At 72.0% G+C, this 17,639-nt stretch carries 15 protein-coding genes and 3 tRNA genes; 8 read left to right on the top strand and 10 right to left on the bottom strand.

What is annotated here, in order from left to right:
- Window positions 1-97: 97 nt before the first annotated feature.
- Entirely contained in the window at window positions 98-1,615 is a 1,518-nt protein-coding gene (purF, locus tag ACIGFK_RS06985) for an amidophosphoribosyltransferase (protein WP_376657968.1), read from the bottom strand.
- Window positions 1,616-1,762: 147 nt separating this feature from the next.
- On the opposite strand from purF, the gene ACIGFK_RS06990 reads away from it, so the two are divergent.
- Both ACIGFK_RS06990 and ACIGFK_RS06995 read left to right on the top strand, forming a co-directional pair.
- Window positions 1,763-1,852 (top strand): putative leader peptide, encoded by a 90-nt coding sequence (locus ACIGFK_RS06990; RefSeq protein WP_376657969.1) that lies wholly within the window; start codon window positions 1,763-1,765, stop codon window positions 1,850-1,852.
- A gap of 161 nt (window positions 1,853-2,013) precedes the next feature.
- Entirely contained in the window at window positions 2,014-3,495 is a 1,482-nt protein-coding gene (locus ACIGFK_RS06995; RefSeq protein WP_376657970.1) for a sulfatase-like hydrolase/transferase, read from the top strand.
- 202 nt (window positions 3,496-3,697) lie between these two features.
- Here the strand turns inward: ACIGFK_RS06995 and ACIGFK_RS07000 are convergent, their stop codons facing one another.
- The 6 genes from ACIGFK_RS07000 to purS all read right to left on the bottom strand — a co-directional run bounded on the left by ACIGFK_RS07000 (window position 3,698) and on the right by purS (window position 9,896).
- Complete coding sequence (locus ACIGFK_RS07000; protein ID WP_386469768.1) at window positions 3,698-4,498, bottom strand: META domain-containing protein; 801 nt, start codon at window positions 4,496-4,498, stop codon at window positions 3,698-3,700.
- A gap of 59 nt (window positions 4,499-4,557) precedes the next feature.
- The gene (locus tag ACIGFK_RS07005) at window positions 4,558-5,349 is read right to left on the bottom strand and encodes a sterol carrier family protein (RefSeq protein ID WP_400050860.1); all 792 of its coding nucleotides are present in this window, start codon (window positions 5,347-5,349) and stop codon (window positions 4,558-4,560) included.
- Window positions 5,350-5,358: 9 nt separating this feature from the next.
- Window positions 5,359-6,615, bottom strand: coding sequence for a hypothetical protein (locus ACIGFK_RS07010; protein ID WP_400050862.1), 1,257 nt, complete (start codon window positions 6,613-6,615; stop codon window positions 5,359-5,361).
- A 106-nt stretch (window positions 6,616-6,721) separates the two neighbouring features.
- Window positions 6,722-8,971 carry a phosphoribosylformylglycinamidine synthase subunit PurL gene (gene purL / locus ACIGFK_RS07015; protein WP_400050864.1) on the bottom strand — a complete coding sequence of 750 codons (2,250 nt, stop codon included), beginning with the start codon at window positions 8,969-8,971 and terminating at the stop codon, window positions 6,722-6,724.
- Window positions 8,968-9,648: a phosphoribosylformylglycinamidine synthase subunit PurQ gene (gene purQ, locus ACIGFK_RS07020; protein ID WP_361753490.1), complete on the bottom strand. Its 681-nt coding sequence runs from the start codon at window positions 9,646-9,648 to the stop codon at window positions 8,968-8,970. The genes purL and purQ overlap by 4 nt, the downstream gene beginning before the upstream one ends.
- Before the next feature lie 2 nt (window positions 9,649-9,650).
- A complete protein-coding gene (gene purS / locus ACIGFK_RS07025; protein WP_365172338.1) occupies window positions 9,651-9,896 on the bottom strand; it encodes a phosphoribosylformylglycinamidine synthase subunit PurS in 246 nt (81 codons plus the stop codon).
- Between the two features lie 326 nt (window positions 9,897-10,222).
- Between purS and ACIGFK_RS07030 the strand changes: the two genes are divergently transcribed.
- The 6 genes from ACIGFK_RS07030 to ACIGFK_RS07055 all read left to right on the top strand — a co-directional run bounded on the left by ACIGFK_RS07030 (window position 10,223) and on the right by ACIGFK_RS07055 (window position 13,012).
- Window positions 10,223-10,540, top strand: a complete 318-nt coding sequence (locus ACIGFK_RS07030; RefSeq protein WP_376657975.1) for an Lsr2 family protein — start codon at window positions 10,223-10,225, stop codon at window positions 10,538-10,540.
- An 88-nt stretch (window positions 10,541-10,628) separates the two neighbouring features.
- Window positions 10,629-10,700, top strand: a tRNA-Gly gene (locus tag ACIGFK_RS07035).
- A gap of 72 nt (window positions 10,701-10,772) precedes the next feature.
- Window positions 10,773-10,845, top strand: a tRNA-Gly gene (locus tag ACIGFK_RS07040).
- A gap of 227 nt (window positions 10,846-11,072) precedes the next feature.
- Window positions 11,073-12,308 carry a sensor histidine kinase gene (locus ACIGFK_RS07045; RefSeq protein WP_386469759.1) on the top strand — a complete coding sequence of 412 codons (1,236 nt, stop codon included), beginning with the start codon at window positions 11,073-11,075 and terminating at the stop codon, window positions 12,306-12,308.
- Complete coding sequence (locus ACIGFK_RS07050; protein ID WP_376657977.1) at window positions 12,305-12,916, top strand: response regulator; 612 nt, start codon at window positions 12,305-12,307, stop codon at window positions 12,914-12,916. The genes ACIGFK_RS07045 and ACIGFK_RS07050 overlap by 4 nt, the downstream gene beginning before the upstream one ends.
- A gap of 23 nt (window positions 12,917-12,939) precedes the next feature.
- A tRNA-Gly gene (locus ACIGFK_RS07055) sits at window positions 12,940-13,012 on the top strand.
- Between the two features lie 45 nt (window positions 13,013-13,057).
- Here ACIGFK_RS07055 and ACIGFK_RS07060 read toward each other — a convergent pair.
- From ACIGFK_RS07060 to ACIGFK_RS07070, 3 genes are all read right to left on the bottom strand, one after another.
- Window positions 13,058-13,963, bottom strand: a complete 906-nt coding sequence (locus ACIGFK_RS07060) for a phosphoribosylaminoimidazolesuccinocarboxamide synthase (protein ID WP_376657978.1) — start codon at window positions 13,961-13,963, stop codon at window positions 13,058-13,060.
- 87 nt (window positions 13,964-14,050) lie between these two features.
- Entirely contained in the window at window positions 14,051-15,550 is a 1,500-nt protein-coding gene (locus tag ACIGFK_RS07065) for a N,N-dimethylformamidase beta subunit family domain-containing protein (protein WP_386469756.1), read from the bottom strand.
- A gap of 185 nt (window positions 15,551-15,735) precedes the next feature.
- Window positions 15,736-17,436, bottom strand: a complete 1,701-nt coding sequence (locus ACIGFK_RS07070) for a hypothetical protein (protein WP_386469753.1) — start codon at window positions 17,434-17,436, stop codon at window positions 15,736-15,738.
- Window positions 17,437-17,639: the final 203 nt, after the last annotated feature.

The following is a 17,639-nucleotide window of genomic DNA, read 5'->3' on the forward strand; positions in this document are numbered from 1 at the left end:
TCGTTGCTGCGTGTGGTGCCGGCTCCCGGGAGAAGCCTCAAAGGCGGGTCCGGCGCAGGTGGAGCCGGGCCGGCCCGGTGAGGGCCGGCCCACGGACCTACGGGCGACGGAGCGCGTCGGCGGCGTCCGTGCCGCCGGCCAGCTCGTTCTCCAGCAGCTGCTTGCCGAGGAGCTGCGGGTCGGGCAGTTCCATCGGGTACTCGCCGTCGAAGCAGGCACGGCAGAGGTTGGGCTTCTGGATGGTCGTCGCCTCGATCATCGAATCGAGCGAGATGTACGAGAGCGAGTCCGCGCCGAGCGACGTGGCGATCTCGTCGACCGTCATGCCGTTGGCGATCAGCTCGGCCCGGGTGGCGAAGTCGATGCCGAAGAAGCACGGCCACTTCACCGGCGGCGAGGAGATCCGGATGTGGACCTCGGCCGCGCCGGCCTCGCGGAGCATCTTCACGAGGGCGCGCTGGGTGTTGCCGCGGACGATCGAGTCGTCGACGACCACCAGGCGCTTGCCCCGGATGACTTCCTTGAGGGGGTTGAGCTTGAGGCGGATGCCGAGCTGGCGGATCGTCTGCGAGGGCTGGATGAAGGTCCGGCCCACGTAGGCGTTCTTGACCAGGCCGGAGCCGTACGGGATCCCGCTGGCCTCGGCGTATCCGACGGCGGCGGGGGTACCCGACTCCGGCGTCGCTATCACCAGGTCGGCGTCGACCGGGGCTTCCTTGGCCAGGCGGCGGCCCATCTCGACGCGCGAGAGGTAGACGTTCCGGCCGGCGATGTCGGTGTCCGGGCGCGCCAGGTAGACGTACTCGAACACACAGCCCTTGGGCTTCGCTTCCGCGAATCGGGAGGTGCGCAGACCGTTCTCGTCGATCGCGATGAGCTCGCCCGGCTCGACCTCGCGGACGAAGCTGGCGCCGCAGATGTCGAGGGCGGCGGTCTCGCTCGCGACCACCCAGCCGCGCTCGAGGCGGCCGAGGACCAGCGGGCGGATGCCCTGCGGGTCACGGGCGGTGTAGAGGGTCCCCTCGTCCATGAAGACGAGCGAGAAGGCGCCCTTGACCTGAGGCAGGACCTTGGCGGCCGACTCCTCGATGGTCAGGGGCTTGCCGTCGTCGTCGGTCTGGCCGGCGAGGAGGGCGGTCACGAGGTCGGTGTCATTGGTGGCGGCCACCTGGGTGGCACGGCCGTCCTGACGCGGGAGGTCGGCGACCATCTCGGCGAGCTCGGCGGTGTTCACCAAGTTGCCGTTGTGACCCAGGGCAATGGAGCCGTGGGCGGTCGCCCGGAAAGTGGGCTGAGCGTTCTCCCAGACGGATGCCCCGGTGGTCGAGTAGCGGGCGTGACCGACCGCGATATGACCTTGGAGCGAACCGAGGGAGGTTTCGTCGAAGACCTGGGAAACAAGTCCCATGTCCTTGAAGACGAGGATCTGGGAACCGTTGCTCACAGCGATTCCCGCGGACTCTTGTCCGCGGTGCTGCAATGCATACAGTCCGAAGTAGGTGAGCTTGGCGACCTCTTCACCCGGAGCCCAGACACCGAAGACGCCACAAGCGTCCTGGGGGCCCTTTTCGCCGGGGAGCAGGTCGTGGTTGAGTCGTCCATCACCACGAGGCACACCCCGAGTGTAGGCGAGATCGACCACTGGTCCGAATTCGCGACGGCCGGGAAATGTCACAGCACAGAGGGTGACGGATCACCCCCGTCTCGGTATTCGGATGCCCTTGTTGACATCTACGAGCGCACTCGTACAGGCTCTCGACCCATGCAGCCTCTCGGTGACCGTTCCGTCACCCTCGTCGAGCGCCGCCACGTAGACCTGGTCCGTGTCGCGAGCGCCATCTGTCGCCCGTAGCCATGCGGCGCGGTGCAGTGACCCCTGGCTGATCATTTCCCCCTTCCGGCCCGTCCGGGTCCAAGCGGGCCTTGGCCGTTCGGCCGCTCCGCGTCCTTTTCCGCTGCCTTCCCCCTCCGCCTCACCGGCTTGTTTTCGCCGTTCGCCGGCGGCTGCCGCCGATGCCGCGCGCCGTCCCGCGCCGCCGTCGGCCGGCCGCGCCGCCATGCCCTGGAGTACTTGTGTCTTCGTATGAATCCAAGCTGTCCCGCCGTGCCTTCGGCGGCGCCGTCGGAGCGACCGCGGCCACCGCCGCCGTGGGGCTGGGAGCGGCCCCGGCGGCGGCCGCGGCCCAGGATGCCGGCCCCCAGGAGCGGGAGTTCCGGGCCGCCCGGGAGCGGCAGTCGCGGCGGCCGAACATCCTGTTCATCCTCGGGGACGACCTCGGTTGGGCCGACCTGTCCTCGTACGGGTCCCCGCACATCAAGACCCCGAACCTGGACCGCCTCGCCCGCCAGGGCGTCCGCTTCACCGACGCCTACTCCGGCTCCGCGACCTGCTCGCCGACCCGCTTCAGCCTGTACACCGGCCGCTACCCGGGCCGAACCAAGGGCGGGCTCGCCGAGCCGATCGCCGACAAGTCGGCGGGCCTGGAGCCGACGCATCCGACGCTGGCCTCGCTGCTGAAGGAGTCCGGCTACGCCACCGCGCTGATCGGCAAGTGGCACGCGGGCCACCTCCCCGACTACAGCCCGACCAGGTCCGGCTGGGACGAGTTCTTCGGGAACTTCGGCGGGGCCCTGGAGTACTACTCCAAGCTGGGCCTGGGCGGCGAGTACGACCTCTACGAGGGCGACGCCGAGTACAAGGACCTGCGCTACTACACGCGGATCATCACCGAGCGGGCGAGCGAGTACGTCTCCCGCGACCACGGCGGCAAGCCGTGGCTGCTGAACCTCAACTTCACCACCCCGCACTGGCCGTGGATCGCCGACGGGGACACCGAGCAGAGCGCCGAGATCGTCCGGCGGATCAAGGCGGGCGACGGGCGCGCGCTGTGGCACCAGGACGGCGGCTCGGTCGAGAAGTACAAGGAGATGGTCGAGGACCTGGACCGCTCCATCGGCGAGGTGCTGCGCGCCCTCGACCGCTCGGGGCAGGCCCGCGACACCGTCGTCGTCTTCTCCAGCGACAACGGCGGCGAGCGCTTCTCCTACAACTGGCCGCTCTCCGGCAACAAGGCCTCGCTGCAGGAGGGCGGGATCCGGGTGCCGAACATCGTGCGCTGGCCCGCGCGCCTGGACGGCGGCCAGGTCAGCCACGTCCCCGTCTTCAGCCCGGACTGGACGGCGACCCTGCTGGAGCTGGCCGGGACCCGGCCGAACCGGGCCTACCCGCTGGACGGGGTGAGCCTGGCCGGATACCTGCTGCGCGGCGAGCGCGTCGCCGAGCGGAACCTGTTCTGGCGGGTCCGCGGGGAGCGGGCGCTGCGGCGCGGCGACTGGAAGTACTACCGCGGCAAGTCCGGCCGGGACCAGCTCTTCAACCTGGCCGGGGACATCCGGGAGCAGGCCGACAAGGCGGCCGTGGAGCCGGCCCGGCTGGCGGAGTTGCGGGCGGCCTGGGAGAAGACGGACGCGGGCCTGCTGCCCTACCCGAGCTGATCCGGCGCGGACCGGACGGGGCGGACCGGACGGGGCGGGCGGGGCGGGGCGGGCGGGACGGGCCGGCGGGACCTCACAGGGCCGGGCCGGAGCGGACCGGGCAGGGCGCAGACCGGGCCGGCGGGGCCGGGCCGGGCGGAGGCCCGGGCCGCCGCCGGCTCGGTGCCGGGGCCTCGTACGCGGGGGTGCGGCCCGCGCCCGGTCATTCCGCGGCGGAGGCTGCCTCCGCCGTCAGGCCGTTGCCGTCGGGGGCGGTGAGGGTGAGGGTGCGGTCCTGGATCTTCCAGGTGAGCGGCCCGCTGCCGAACAGGTCGGTCAGCGCCCGCTCCACCGCTCCCACCTGGCCCTCGCAGGCCATCCGGGTGGAGGTGAGCGGCCCGAAGGTGAGCATGGATCCCTCGACGGTGGCCTTGGCGCTGAACCGGTTGCAGCCGAGGCTGCCGGCCGCGGTGCCGTCGGTGATCACGAAGTGGGCCTTGCCGCCCGCCTCCAGGGGCAGGGAGGTCACCGTGTCGCCGTTCACCGTGGCGTCGACGGTCCACTCGGTGGCCGTGAGGGGGGCGTCCACCGCCGGGGGCCTCGGGGTCATGGCGATGGTGCTCCCGTCCGCGGTCTTCAGGGTGAGCCGGCCGGGTCCCCGGTCGATGGTCAGCCGGCCCTTGAAGAGCTTGGTGAGCTCCTTCTCGAAGTCGAGGTTCTTGCAGCCCACGAGGGTCGCGGGGCCCGGGGTGACGGTCAGCGCGGAGGTTCCCTCGAACACGATCTCCGCGCCGAAGCCGTTGCAGCCGTAGTTCCCCCCGGCCTTTTCGTGCCGGATCTCCAAGACGGCGGTCTCGGGGGCGTGCATGGTCCGGCCCCCGGTGGTCAGGGACTCGACCTGCCAGGACCCCTCGACGTCGGGGAGCGGGCCGGCGCCGCCCTCCTCGGACCGGCCGCAGCCGGTGAGGGCGAGTACGAGGGCCGCGAGGGCCGCGGACGCGTGGACGTACCGGTATCTACGCATGCCCGTGGGACGGGACCCGTGCCGGAGCGGTTCCGTCCGCCCGCCGGCCCGTCGGCTCATCAGCTCATCAGCGGCAGCAGCGCGGAGAGGTCGGCCCGCTCGCCGCTCGCGCGGACCTGCGCCGCGTCCAGGGCCTCGGCCCATCCCGTACGGCCCGTCGCGAGCCGGAGCCAGGTCAGCGGGTCGGTCTCCACGACGTTCGGCGGGGTGCCGCGGGTGTGCCGGGGCCCCTCGATGCACTGGACCACCGCGAAGGGCGGCACCCGTACCTCGACCGAGCCGCCCGGCGCCTTGAACGCGAGGGCGTCGGCGAGCAGCCGGGTGCAGGCGGCGAGGGCCTGCCGGTCGATCGGGATGTCCAGTCCGGTGGCCCGGTTCAGGTCGTCGGTGTGGACCACCAGCTCGACGGTCCGGGTGACCAGGAAGTCGGCGAGGGTCATGTCGCCGATCCACAGCTCCAGCACCCGGCTGCCCGGGTTGGCCGCCAGCTGCTCCGCCATCCGGGCGGCCGCCCGCTCGTAGAGCTCGGGGAGCGGGGCGCCGGTCAGGGTCTCCCGGGCCGCCTCGGAGATCTTCCCGGCGAGGGAGGCGGTGGCGAAGGGCCACTCGGTGACGGTCAGCTCGGGGACGGCGGCGGGCGGCCGGGACAGCCCGGCGGCGAGCGAGTCGGCGATCCAGGCGACGTGCGCGCAGAGTTCGGCGACGGACCACTCCCCGAGCCCGCTGGGCCGTGCCAGCTGCTCGGGGCCCAACTCGCCCACGGCGGCGGCGACGTGCCCGAACTGGGCGGTCACGGCAGCGCGGATCTTCGCGGGGTCGTAGGTGCGCGGCTTCTTCCTGGCGGGCGGCATCCTCCGACCCTACTCGGGCGCGGGAAGCACGAGGTCCGTGCAGCCGCGCCGCGCGGCGACGTCCTCGGCGTAGGCCTTGAACAGGGCGTCCAGGCGGGGGCCGAGCACGGACTTGTACCGGAACGGGGCGGCCAGGGTGACGGTCGCCGTACGCCCCTGACAGGTCATCGAGCCGTAGAGCGCGTCCCCCACGCGTCCGGCCTTGCCGGGGAACACCGGATCGGGGCTGCGCAGGCCGGGGACGGCGACGGCTGCCGCGTCGTCCCCGAAGTACGCGCGGGTCCGCAGCCACCAGGGGAAGTACTTCAGGCTGCCGATGAGCTCCTCCCGTTCCGCCGTGGTGAGCAGGGTGAGCACCCGCTCGGTGCCCTCCCGGCTCATCGCCAGCAGGCAGCCCTCCTCGCGGGCGGATCCGCCGAGGGGGACTCCGGCGGCCCGGTCGGGCAGCCGGTCGCGCTCGGCGGTCCGCAGGTGCGCGGAGTACCAGCCGCAGCTGTCCGTCCGCTCGCCCACCGGCCCGAGGGCGGTGACCGGCGGGGGCAGTTCGACCGGGAGGGCGGGCAGCCGCGTCCGGCAGCCGTACTTCTCGGCGGCCCCCTCGGCGGCCCGGCGGGCGATGCGGGCCAGGACCTGGCGGTCCGCGGCCTCGTGCGCGGTGCTCGGGGACCTCGCCGTCACGATCAGCGTGGTCGTACCGGACTTCGCGGGCTGCTCGCAGCGGGCCACGACGGTGACGTCGTCGGGGCCGTAGTCCCCGAGGGCGCCGTCCCCCAGCGGCATCCGGTCCGGCTGGTCGGTCCGCGTGGTGGCGTCGTCCTGCGAGCGCCGGGTCCGGAACGGGCCGGTCCGCCACGCGTCGTCGGTGAGGTGCAGGTCGCGTGCCTGCGGCAGCCCCTTCAGGGACAGCGTGAACTGGCTGTACGTACGGTCCTTGCCGTCCCGCTCCTCCACCCGGCTCAGCACGCAGCCGTCCGGGAGGGTCTCGAAGTCGACGGTGCCGGCGTCCTTGCCGCCGAGCACGACCCGGTCGGCGCCGCCGTCCAGCTCCATGACCGCACGCGGGTCCGCGAGCCCGGCGCACGCCTCGGTGATCAGCGCGCGGGAGGCCTCGCGGTCCTGGTGGGTCCCGTACGCGTCGTACAGCGCCCAGCCGCCGAAGGCGAGGCCGCCGATGCCGGCGAGCAGCACCACGGCGTTGACCGCATTGCGCACTCGGCCCCGGTCGGGGAGCGGGCCCCCGCGTGACGGCTCCAGTGGTGCGAACATCCCCGACCCCCCGTTGGTACGGCTCCGACCGCACCGAGGCTAACAACGCGACGAGCCCCCGGCCGGAGGAAATCCGGCCGGGGGCTCGTGGGCCGGGCGTCGGGGATCAGGCCAGCAGGGCCGGGATCGTCGCCTCGTGGGCCTCGCGGAGCTCGGCCAGGGGGAGGGTGAACTCGCCCTGGACCTCGATCTCCTCGCCGTCCACCACGCCGATGCGCGCGGCCGGCAGGCCCCGCGCACCGCACATGTCGGTGAAGCGGAGCTCCTCGCTGCGCGGGACCGACACGATGGCGCGGCCCGCTGACTCGGAGAACAGGAAGGTGAAGGCGTCCAGGCCCTCCGGGACCACCACGCGCGCACCGTTGCCGCCCTTGAGGCAGGACTCGGTGAGCGCCTGGATCACGCCGCCGTCCGACAGGTCGTGCGCGGCGTCGATCATGCCGTCGCGCGAGGCGGAGATGAGGATCTCGCCGAGCAGCTTCTCGCGGCCCAGGTCCACCTTCGGCGGCATGCCGCCCAGGTGGTTGTGGACGACCTGGGACCAGGCCGAGCCGCCGAACTCCTCGGCCGTGTCGCCCAGCAGGTACAGCAGCTGGCCGGCCTCCGAGAACGCCATCGGCGTACGGCGGTTGACGTCGTCGATCACGCCGAGGACCGCCACGACCGGGGTCGGGTGGATCGCGACGTCACCGGTCTGGTTGTAGAGCGAGACGTTGCCGCCGGTCACCGGGGTGCCCAGCTCCAGGCAGCCGTCCGCCAGACCGCGGCAGGCCTCGGCGAACTGCCACATGACGTCCGGGTCCTCGGGGGAGCCGAAGTTCAGGCAGTCGGAGATGGCCAGCGGCTTGGCGCCGGTCGCGGCCACGTTGCGGTACGACTCGGCGAGCGCGAGCTGGGCACCCGTGTACGGGTCGAGCTTCGCGTAGCGGCCGTTGCCGTCGGTGGCCATGGCGACGCCGAGGTTGGACTCCTCGTCGATGCGGACCATGCCCGCGTCCTCGGGCTGCGACAGGACGGTGTTGCCCTGCACGAAGCGGTCGTACTGGTCGGTGACCCACGACTTCGAGGCCTGGTTCGGGGAGGCGACCAGGGCCAGGGCCTGCGCGCGCAGCTCCTCGGAGGTCTGCGGCCGCGGCAGCCGGCCCGCGTCGTCCGCCTGGAGCGCGTCCTGCCAGGAGGGGCGCGCGAAGGGGCGGTTGTAGACGGGACCCTCGTGGGCGACGGTGCCCGGGGGCACGTCCACGATCTGCTCGCCGTGCCAGAAGATCTCCAGGCGCTCGCCGTCGGTCACCTCACCGATGACGGTGGCGATGACGTCCCACTTCTCGCAGATCTCCATGAAGCGGTCGACGTGCTGGGGCTCGACGATCGCGCACATGCGCTCCTGCGACTCGCTCATGAGGATTTCCTCGGGCGAGAGCGTCGCGTCGCGCAGCGGGACGGTGTCCAGCTCGACCCGCATGCCGCCGGAACCGGCGGAGGCGAGCTCGGAGGTGGCGCAGGAGAGGCCGGCGCCGCCGAGGTCCTGGATGCCCGCGACCAGCTTCTCCTTGAAGATCTCCAGGGTGCACTCGATGAGGAGCTTCTCCTGGAAGGGGTCGCCGACCTGGACGGCGGGGCGCTTGGTGGGCTTGGAGTCGTCGAACGTCTCCGAGGCCAGCACGGAGACGCCGCCGATGCCGTCGCCGCCCGTGCGGGCGCCGTAGAGGATGACCTTGTTGCCGGGGCCGGAGGCCTTGGCGAGGTGGATGTCCTCGTGCTTCATCACGCCGATGCAGCCGGCATTGACCAGCGGGTTGCCCTGGTAGCACTCGTCGAAGACGACCTCGCCGCCGATGTTCGGCAGGCCCAGGCAGTTGCCGTAGCCGCCGATGCCCGCGACGACGCCCGGCAGGACGCGCTTGGTGTCGGGGTGGTCGGCCGCACCGAAGCGCAGCGGGTCCACGACCGCGACCGGCCGGGCGCCCATCGCGAGGATGTCGCGGACGATGCCGCCGATGCCGGTGGCCGCGCCCTGGTAGGGCTCGATGTACGAGGGGTGGTTGTGCGACTCGACCTTGAAGGTGACCGCGTACCCCTGGCCGACGTCGACGACGCCGGCGTTCTCGCCGATGCCGACGAGCATGGCGTCGTTCTTGGGGGCCTTCTTGCCGAACTGGGCGAGGTGGACCTTGCTGCTCTTGTACGAGCAGTGCTCCGACCACATCACCGAGTACATGGCGAGCTCGGCGCCGGTGGGCCGGCGGCCGAGGATCTCCCTGATCCGGGCGTACTCGTCCTCCTTGAGGCCGAGCTCCTTCCAGGGCTGGGAGGCGTCGGGGGTCTCGGTGGCGTTCTTGACGGTGTCGAGGCTCATGCGCTGACCAGCTTCTTCAGGACCGAGGTGAAGAACGGGAGGCCGTCGGTGCGGCCCGTCCCGATCAGCGGCTCGACCGCGTGCTCGGGGTGGGGCATGAGGCCGACGACGTTGCCCGCGGCGTTGGTGATGCCGGCGATGTCGCGCAGCGAACCGTTCGGGTTGACGTCGAGGTAGCGGAAGGCCACTCGGCCTTCGGCCTCCAGTTCGTCGAGCACGCGCTCGTCGGCGACGTACCGGCCGTCCATGTTCTTGAGAGGTACGGAGATCTCCTGGCCGGCGGTGTAGTCGCCGGTCCACGCGGTCTCCGCGTTCTCCACCCGCAGCTTCTGGTCGCGGCAGATGAAGTGCAGGTGGTTGTTGCGGAGCATCGCCCCCGGCAGCAGGTGGGCCTCGGTGAGGACCTGGAAGCCGTTGCAGATGCCGAGGACGGGCATGCCGCCCTTGGCCTGCTCGATGATGGTCTCCATCACCGGCGAGAAGCGGGAGATGGCCCCGGCGCGCAGGTAGTCCCCGTAGGAGAAGCCGCCCGCGAGGACGACCGCGTCGACCTGGTGGAGGTCTTTGTCGCGGTGCCAGAGCGAGACCGGCTCGGCCCCCGCGAGGCGGACGGCGCGCAGCGAGTCACGGTCGTCGAGCGTTCCGGGGAACGTGACGACACCGATGCGAGTGGTCACCGTCAGGCCTCGACCTTCACGGTGAAGTCTTCGATGACGGTGTTGGCGAGGAACGTTTCGGCCATCTTGTGGATGCGGTCGAGGGCGGCCTGGTCGACCGGTCCCTCCACTTCCAGTTCGAATCGCTTCCCCTGGCGGACGTCGGCGATCCCCGCGAAGCCCAGGCGCGGCAGTGCACGCTGCACCGCCTGGCCCTGGGGGTCGAGGATCTCCGGCTTGAGCATGACGTCGACTACGACGCGTGCCACTGGCACTCCCGATGAGGTGGTTGGTGCAAGGCGGTTCCCTCAGCGTACCCGGCCAAAATTTCTACGCGGGTAGATATCCGGAGGCCATGATCACCGGCCCGTTTCGGCTTCACCAACGCTTCGCAAAATCCCCCGGAAAAACACGCGCCCGGCATTGCGGCGGGACACGCGGAGAGAATTAACTGGGCTTCGCAATGCAATGGGAATCGCGGTACAAAGGAATCACCCGGGATTCCTGTTCAAAGATGCATTGCCCCGAAACATCCACACAGGCGACATCGCCGCACGTCAGCGCGCGGCATGTCGCACCGAAGGGACCGATATCCGTGGCGCAGCGCGTAGTGGTCACGCTCTCCGACGACATCGATGGCGGAGAAGCGGCGGAGACGGTCGTGTTCGCTCTGGACGGAAAGTCCTACGAGATCGACCTCAATGTGGCGAACGCAAAGAAACTGCGGAAGAGCCTGGCCCCCTTCGTGGCCGCCGGCCGCCGCCAGTCCCGCTCGGGGAAGGTGTTCAAGCACACGTCCATCGCCCCCGACCCGGCGGTCGTCCGGGCCTGGGCCCGGGCCAACCAGTTCGAGGTCCCCCCGCGCGGCCGCATCCCGAAGAAGATCTACGAGGCCTACAACGCCGCGCACTGAGGGCCGATTTGCCATCCACCCCCATGGGTCGGCTAGAGTCTGGATCACGCCGAGGGGCCAGGCCGAAAGGTCGGACCCCGAAGGTCGTGCGGGTGTAGTTCAGTAGCAGAACATCCCTCTTCCAGAGGGAAGGCGCAGTGTGCGATCCCTGTCACCCGCTCTGTATCGCTTTCCGACCACCTCGGTGGATCGGGTAGAGTGATGCTCGTACTGCTCCTGCAGTGCACTGCTTGCGGACGTAGCTCAGTTGGTAGAGCACCACCTTGCCAAGGTGGATGTCGCGCGTTCGAGTCGCGTCGTCCGCTCTGTAAGTCGAAGGCCCCGATCATTGCGATCGGGGCCTTCTTCGTATTTCCGCTCCTCGTGGCAGTGGCCCGCCCTGACAAATGTCATCCCCGGCCGTGACAGCTCGCACTGACGGTGCGCCGCGGGCGCCGCGAGGCTTGTGCCAGGACCACCGACACAGTGATTTGCTGTCCAGCGGTGGTTCCGCTGGGAACCGCGGCGCTGAGGCGGATCGGGGGACGGGGACGTGTCGAAGCTGACGGGGTGGTGGAAGAACCGCAGCAGTGCGGGGAAGGTCGAGTTGTACACGCGCTGGTCGTTCCACCTCTTCGCGCTGATCGAGACCTTCGGGGTACTGGTCGGGCTGGCCCCGCTGGCCCCCGCCGGCGGCGGAACGGTCATCGCCGCGCTGCTGCTGCCCCTGGGCGTGCAGATCGGGCTGTGCGGGCTGCTGTCGTCAAGGGCCCTGGACTGGGTGCTGGGGCGGCGCGAACGCCCGGTGCGGCTCTCCGTGGTCCTGATGGCGGTGACCGCGGCGGTGTCCGTCGCCCTCTTCGTCCTGGAGTCGGCCGGATCGATCGCCGATGAGAACGTCGCCCCGACGGTCGTGGGCAACATGGTGGGTTTCGCGGCCGGTTCGCTGGCGCTGAGCATGGACAAGGTCCGGCAGACCGCCGCCGTGCCGCCGCTCGCGGGGATCGCCACGACGGTGGTGGCGCTGGCGGCGGGACGGCCCGTACCGGAGTCCGTCGGGCTCGGACTGGGCCTTCTGATCGTCGCGTTCTTCCTGGTGGCGACCTGCGGGTTCTCGGCATGGCTGCTGAGGACCGTGCACGAGCTCGACCACGCCCGCGAGGCGCAGGCCCAGCTCGCCGTGGCCGAGGAGCGGCTGCGCTTCGGGCGGGACCTGCACGACGTGATGGGCCGGAACCTGGCGGTGATCGCGCTCAAGAGCGAGCTGGCGGTGCAGCTGGCCCGGCGCGAACGGCCCGAGGCGGTGGAGCAGATGATCGAGGTCCAGCGGATCGCCCGGGAATCGCAGCGTGAGGTCCGGGACGTCGTACGCGGCTACCGGGAGGCGGACCTCGCGGTGGAGCTGGAGGGCGCCCGCGGGGTGCTGACCGCCGCCGGAATGGACTGCCGGGTCGACTTCGACGCCGGCCGCCCGCTGCCCGCCGAGGTGCAGTCCGCGCTCGGCTGGGTGGTGCGGGAGGCGACGACGAACGTACTGCGGCACGGGGACGCGCAGAGCTGCGTGATCCGGCTCACCGCGCCCGAGGAGGGCTCCGTGACGCTGGTGGTGGAGAACGACGGGGCTCCGGAGGTGCCCGCGGGTCCGCCCGGATCGGGGCTGGCGGGGCTGCGCGAGCGGCTCGCCGTCCTGGACGGGACCCTGCGGGCGGGGCCCGTGGACGGCGGCCGGTTCCGGCTGCGCGCCGAGATACCCGGACCGCGAACCGAACGACTGGAGGCGTGGGCATGAGCCCCGTACGCGTACTGCTCGCCGACGACGAGCACCTGATCAGGGGCGCGCTGGCGGCGCTGCTCTCGCTGGAGGACGACCTGCTGGTGGTCGCCGAGGCGGCCTCGGGGCCCGAGGCGCTCGCCATGGCGCGGGCCCACCGGCCGGACGTGGCGGTGCTCGACCTGCAGATGCCGGGGGCGGACGGTGTGAGCGTCGCCACAACCCTGCGGGCCGAACTGCCCGACTGCAAGGTCATGATCGTGACCAGTCACGGCCGGCCGGGGCACCTGAAGCGGGCCCTCGCCGCGGGGGTGCGGGCCTTCACCCCGAAGACCGTTTCGGCGCAGCGGCTGGCCGAGCTGATCCGGACCGTGCACACCGGAGGGCGGTACGTGGACCCTGAGTTGGCCGCTGACGCGATCAGCGCGGGCGACTCCCCGCTGACCGCCCGGGAGGCGGAGGTGCTGGAGTTCGCGGCGGACGGCGCGCCGATCGCGGAGATCGCGGAGCGGGCCTCGCTGTCCCAGGGGACGGTGCGGAACTACCTGTCCTCGGCGGCCACGAAACTGGGCGCGGAGAACCGGCACACGGCAGTGCGTCTCGCACGGCGCCGAGGTTGGGTATAGTTGCTCTCGCGCCACGGCGCAGTGCGGACATAGCTCAGTTGGTAGAGCACCACCTTGCCAAGGTGGATGTCGCGCGTTCGAGTCGCGTTGTCCGCTCAGAACGAAGAAGGCCCCGATCACCGATCGGGGCCTTCTTCGTCGTCAGGACCAGTTCTGGCCGGTCAGGCGCTCGTACGCCTCGATGTACTTGGCGCGGGTCTGCGCGACGACCTGCGTCGGGAGGGCCGGCGGCGGCAGTTCGCCCTTCGGGTCCCAGCCGGAGGCCGGGGAGGTCAGCCAGTCGCGGACGTACTGCTTGTCGAACGAGGGCTGCGAGCGGCCCGGCTCCCACTGGTCCGCGGGCCAGAAGCGGGAGGAGTCCGGGGTGAGCACCTCGTCGGCGGCGACGAGGGTGCCGTCCGCGGGGTCGAAACCGAACTCGAACTTGGTGTCGGCCAGGATGATCCCGCGCTCACGGGCGATGTCGCGGGCGCGGCCGTATACGGCCAGGGTGGTCTGGCGCAGCAGCGCGGCGGTCTCGGCGCCGGTGGTGCGCGCGACCTCCTCGTAGGAGACGTTCTCGTCGTGCTCGCCGACCTCGGCCTTGGCGGCCGGGGTGAAGATCGGGCCGGGCAGCTCGGAGCCGTCCACGAGGCCCTCGGGGAGGGCGAGGCCGCAGACCGTGCGGGTCTGCACGTACTCGGCGAGGCCGGAGCCGGTGAGGTAGCCGCGGGCCACGCACTCGACCGGGACCATGTCGAGGTTCTTGCAGATCAGTGTGCGGCCAGCCCAGTCGGCGGGGGCGCCGGCGGGCAGGTCGGTGGAGATGACGTGGTTCGGGACGAGGTCCGCGAGCTGGTCGAACCACCACAGGGACAGCTGGGTGAGCACGCGTCCCTTGTCCGGGATCTCGGTCGGCAGGACCCAGTCGAAGGCGGAAATGCGGTCACTGGCGACCATGACGAGGCGGCCGTCCTCGTCGCGGTAGAGGTCTCGCACCTTCCCGGTGTGGAGGTGGACGAGGCCGGGCACCTGCGCCGGCTCAGGTTTTTCGACGAATCCGGACACGGGGTCTCCCTGTGGTTCTGTACGAGCGCGGGTCCATTCTCGCGTACCGGGACCCGCGCCCCGGCCAGGGGGTGAGCGGCCCCGCCGTCAGTCCCTCTTGCAGATGCGGTCGAGGAGGTTGGCGGTGGCCCGCTGCACCCGCTCGTCGACGTGCCCGGGGCGGTCCAGGGCGGGCGACCAGGCGAAGGTGCCGGATGCGAAGACCAGCGCGCCGCTGGGGGCCCGGTAGAGGGAGGTCTCCTGGTGGCGGCGGTGCCCCTCGGTGTCGAGGTACGGGGAGTGCGCGAGCAGGATCCGGTCCTGGTGCTCGGGGAGCTGGGTGCGCGGGAAGTAGCGGTCGGCCTCGCCCGCGACCAGGCCGGGCAGCTCGTCGTTCTCCGCGGCTCCGGTGGAGTCCCAGAGCCAGTGCGAGGCGTTGCGCACGATCAGGGGTGCGGGCTCGGGGACCCGTCCCGCGTACTGGATGCCGAGCAGCTGCTGCTCCGGGCGGTCCACTTCGCGCCAGAGGCTGGGGCGGCCGGGGCCGCGGCGTTTTCGGCACGTGAGGAGCCGGTCGTCGATGCCGGAGGGGGAGGGGCCGAGCTCGACCTGCCAGTACATGGTGTTGGCGGAGAGGAAGACGAGCGAGGTGCCGTTGTCGCGGGCGCGCTCGACGGTGCGGCGCATGGGGCGCGACCAGTACTCGTCGTGGCCGGGGAAGACCAGGCCGCGGTAGCGGCTGGGGTCGACGCGGCCTGCGTGCAGGTCGCGGGTGTCGGCGTAGGCGAGGTCGTAGCCGTAGCGCTCGGCCCAGCGGATGAAGTCGTAGGCGTGTCCGACGTGGAGGGGCAGGCCCGCGCCCGCGTAGGGGCGGTCGAAGGACACGGTGATGGCGGCGTCCTGCTCGCCGAGGAGGCGGCCCTCCTCGTCCCACGCGTGGTAGAGGCTTGCGCCGGTGCGGCCGTCCTCCGGGTAGAGGTTGTAGGCCTGCCAGGTGATGTCGGGGAGGAGCAGGAGCAGGTCCGCGGGATGGTCGTCGCGAACCGTGAAGGGGATGTGGGAGCGGTAGCCGTCGGCGGTGGTGAGGACGGCCACGTAGGCGCCGATGCTCCAGTAGGAGGGCACCTGGAGGCGCCAGGACATCCACCAGTGGTGGCAGGAGACGGTCCGGTCGGCGGTCAGCGGGGCGGGCTGGACGATGCCGGAGAGCCGGGGGCTGGTGGTGATCTTGGAGGCGCCGTCGCCGCCGTAGTGGCCGATCCGGTAGACGTCGACCGAGAACTGCTGGGGCGGGTCGACGGTGATGTGGAAGTCGATGGCCTCGCCGGGGGCCACGGCGCCGGTGGAGGCGAAGCCCTTGATCTGGCGGTGCACGTCGTCGGCCGTGAGGGGGCCGCCGGTGCCGCGGGCGCGGGGGATCCGGCCGGTGCCTGCGGCCGCCCCGGCCGCCGCGGCCGCCGGGTCCACGTACCAGGGGACGACGTGACCGGTGTCGTCGAAGTAGAGCTCGCTCCCCCGGAACCAGGGCAGGGGGCCCTGTCCGAAGGGGTCGGTCACCGCGTGCGCGAGCGCACCTGACTCCCAGCGCCGGATCTGGTCCGCACCCATGTAGCGCTCCCCTCCCTCGGTCCCCCGGACGTGCGTGCAGCAAGCTGGTCCCAGCACATCACATAACGCACTCAGTCCGTCACCGTTCGTCGCGAATTGACGTGACAGGAACATTCGGATCCGCTTGTGCGTGCGATCCGTCATCCGATGGGGGAGCGGGCCGGGCGGGCTCACCGGAGGGCGCGTCAGACGAGCCGGACGGGCTTCTCGGACCGCACGCCGAACTCCGCGAGCCAGCCCCGCAGCGGCTCCGGGTCCCCGTCCTCGACGAGGCACAGCACGAGCGGCGCCAGGTCGGAGCAGCGGGCGCCGCCGACGAGCAGCACCGGGCCGTCCAGCCAGTCGAGGCCGGGAGCGGCCCCCGCCGAGTCCACGGCGGCGCAGCACACCATCGCCGTGACGTGGTCGGACAGCAGGTCCCGCCCGGTGCGCGGCGGCTGGAGCGGGAAGAGCGGTACGCAGTCCCCGCCGCGCTCCTTCGCGGTCCGGGGGCGCCCGGCGCCGGCGGCCCGCTCCTCGCGGGCCAGGTCCCCGCTGAGCCGGCCGGCCAGGGCCTCACCGGCCGCACCACTGCCCGAGGGGTCGGTGAGGTGGTCGAGCACCCGCTCGAGGGTGGGCCCGGCGAAGCCGTCCGCGGCGGCGGACGCCCGGGAGCCCGTGACGGCCGTGGAGACCTCCGCCCGGGGCGGCTCGGCCGCCAGGCCCGCGGGGACCGCCAGGGCGTCCAGCGCGGCGTGCAGGCGGGCCGCCTCGGTACGCCACTTGCGGTCCACGACCTCCTCCGGATACGCCGCCCAGTCCACCGGGGACCAGTCCGGCCCGGCCTCGGCCGGACCGCCGTGGAAGAGCCGGGCGGCCAGCAGCGAAGCGGCCTCGTCGACGGCCCCGGGGCGCTCCAGCAGATCGCAGGCGGGGCGCTCGCCCAGCCGCGAGGTGAACCCGTCGGCCAGCCGGTCCCGCCGGGACAGCTCGGTCAGCGCGGAGACCACCCCGGCGTCGAGGTGCGCGGGCCAGCGGCCCATCCGCCAGGCGGGCAGCGCGACCCGGGTCAGCAGCCGGTCCCAGCCCGCGTAGGCGAGGCCGACCTGCTCCTGGGCGACGATGCGCAGCCCGTAGTCCACACCCTGTGCACGGTCCGAGGCGGCCGCGGCCACCCCGCGCTCCATCTCGGCGGCATCGACCCGGCACAGCCGCAGCAGCAGCCGGGCGGGGGCCGCGATCCAGCCGAGGCCGCGCCGGTTGCCCACGTCCACCGCGGCGTCCAACCCGCGTACGAAGCCGCGGGCATCGGCTATGTCCGGGTGCGCGGAGGGTCCCGTGCCGGCCACGACCGGCGCGAGGACGGCCCGCAGCTCGGCGACCCGCATCCACCACAGGAACGGCGAGCCGATCACCAGCACGGGAGCGGCTCCCGGCTCCGTCTCCGGGCCGGCGGGCCCGGCGGACGCGCGCGCGGCGCCCTGGCGGTGGGCCGGGTGGGAGCGGTCCTCCAGCCAGCTGTCGCAGTCCGGGGTCAGGGCTATCGCGGAGGGCGCGGGAACGTCCATCCGGTCGGCCAGATCCCGCACGAGGCGGTAGAGGTCGGGTGCGGACGCCTCCGGGAGCGGCACGGTGGGCGTCACGGCGGGACTCGCCCGCAGCACCACCGCGGCGAAGATCCCGCCGACGAGCAGCACCAGAGCGGCGACGGCGCACACGACGAGGGTCACCACGGGCCAGGGTTCACCGGCCAGCCTGCCCGTCATCCGGGCGCTCACCAGCACCACCGCGAGGGCGGCGGGCAGCAGCCCGAGGGCCAGGGCCGTGCTGCGCACGCGCAGCACGGCCAGGGCTCGGGAACGCGCGGACGGCGCGCTCACTTCCACGATCGAACCGGTTCCGGACACGGCCGGACCTCACCCCCTCTGCCCTGCGGCGACGTTGCTCACTCCCCCACTGTGACACCCGCCACCGACATCGCAATGCCGGTGGGCCAAGTGCCGGAATGCTTGGCATCGCACCCTAGTTGGGGCTTCACCGGGCGTCAGGCAGACCGGATGAGATCACCCGATGGAATGGCTTTGGGTAAAGCTGGGTGCGTTCGAACGCG

Source organism: Streptomyces sp. NPDC085524 (assembly GCF_044541755.1).
In the GTDB taxonomy this organism is placed as follows: Bacteria; Actinomycetota; Actinomycetes; order Streptomycetales; family Streptomycetaceae; genus Streptomyces.

Excerpts from the sequence above, each read along its gene's own strand:
- ACIGFK_RS06990 (WP_376657969.1), top strand. The coding sequence starts at position 1,763 with ATGCAGCCTCTCGGTGACCGTTCCGTCACCCTCGTCGAGCGCCGCCAC.
- ACIGFK_RS06995 (WP_376657970.1), top strand. The coding sequence starts at position 2,014 with ATGCCGCGCGCCGTCCCGCGCCGCCGTCGGCCGGCCGCGCCGCCATGC.
- ACIGFK_RS07000 (WP_386469768.1), bottom strand. The coding sequence starts at position 4,498 with ATGCGTAGATACCGGTACGTCCACGCGTCCGCGGCCCTCGCGGCCCTC.
- ACIGFK_RS07005 (WP_400050860.1), bottom strand. The coding sequence starts at position 5,349 with ATGCCGCCCGCCAGGAAGAAGCCGCGCACCTACGACCCCGCGAAGATC.
- ACIGFK_RS07010 (WP_400050862.1), bottom strand. The coding sequence starts at position 6,615 with ATGTTCGCACCACTGGAGCCGTCACGCGGGGGCCCGCTCCCCGACCGG.
- purL (WP_400050864.1), bottom strand. The coding sequence starts at position 8,971 with ATGAGCCTCGACACCGTCAAGAACGCCACCGAGACCCCCGACGCCTCC.
- ACIGFK_RS07050 (WP_376657977.1), top strand. The coding sequence starts at position 12,305 with ATGAGCCCCGTACGCGTACTGCTCGCCGACGACGAGCACCTGATCAGG.
- ACIGFK_RS07065 (WP_386469756.1), bottom strand. The coding sequence starts at position 15,550 with ATGGGTGCGGACCAGATCCGGCGCTGGGAGTCAGGTGCGCTCGCGCAC.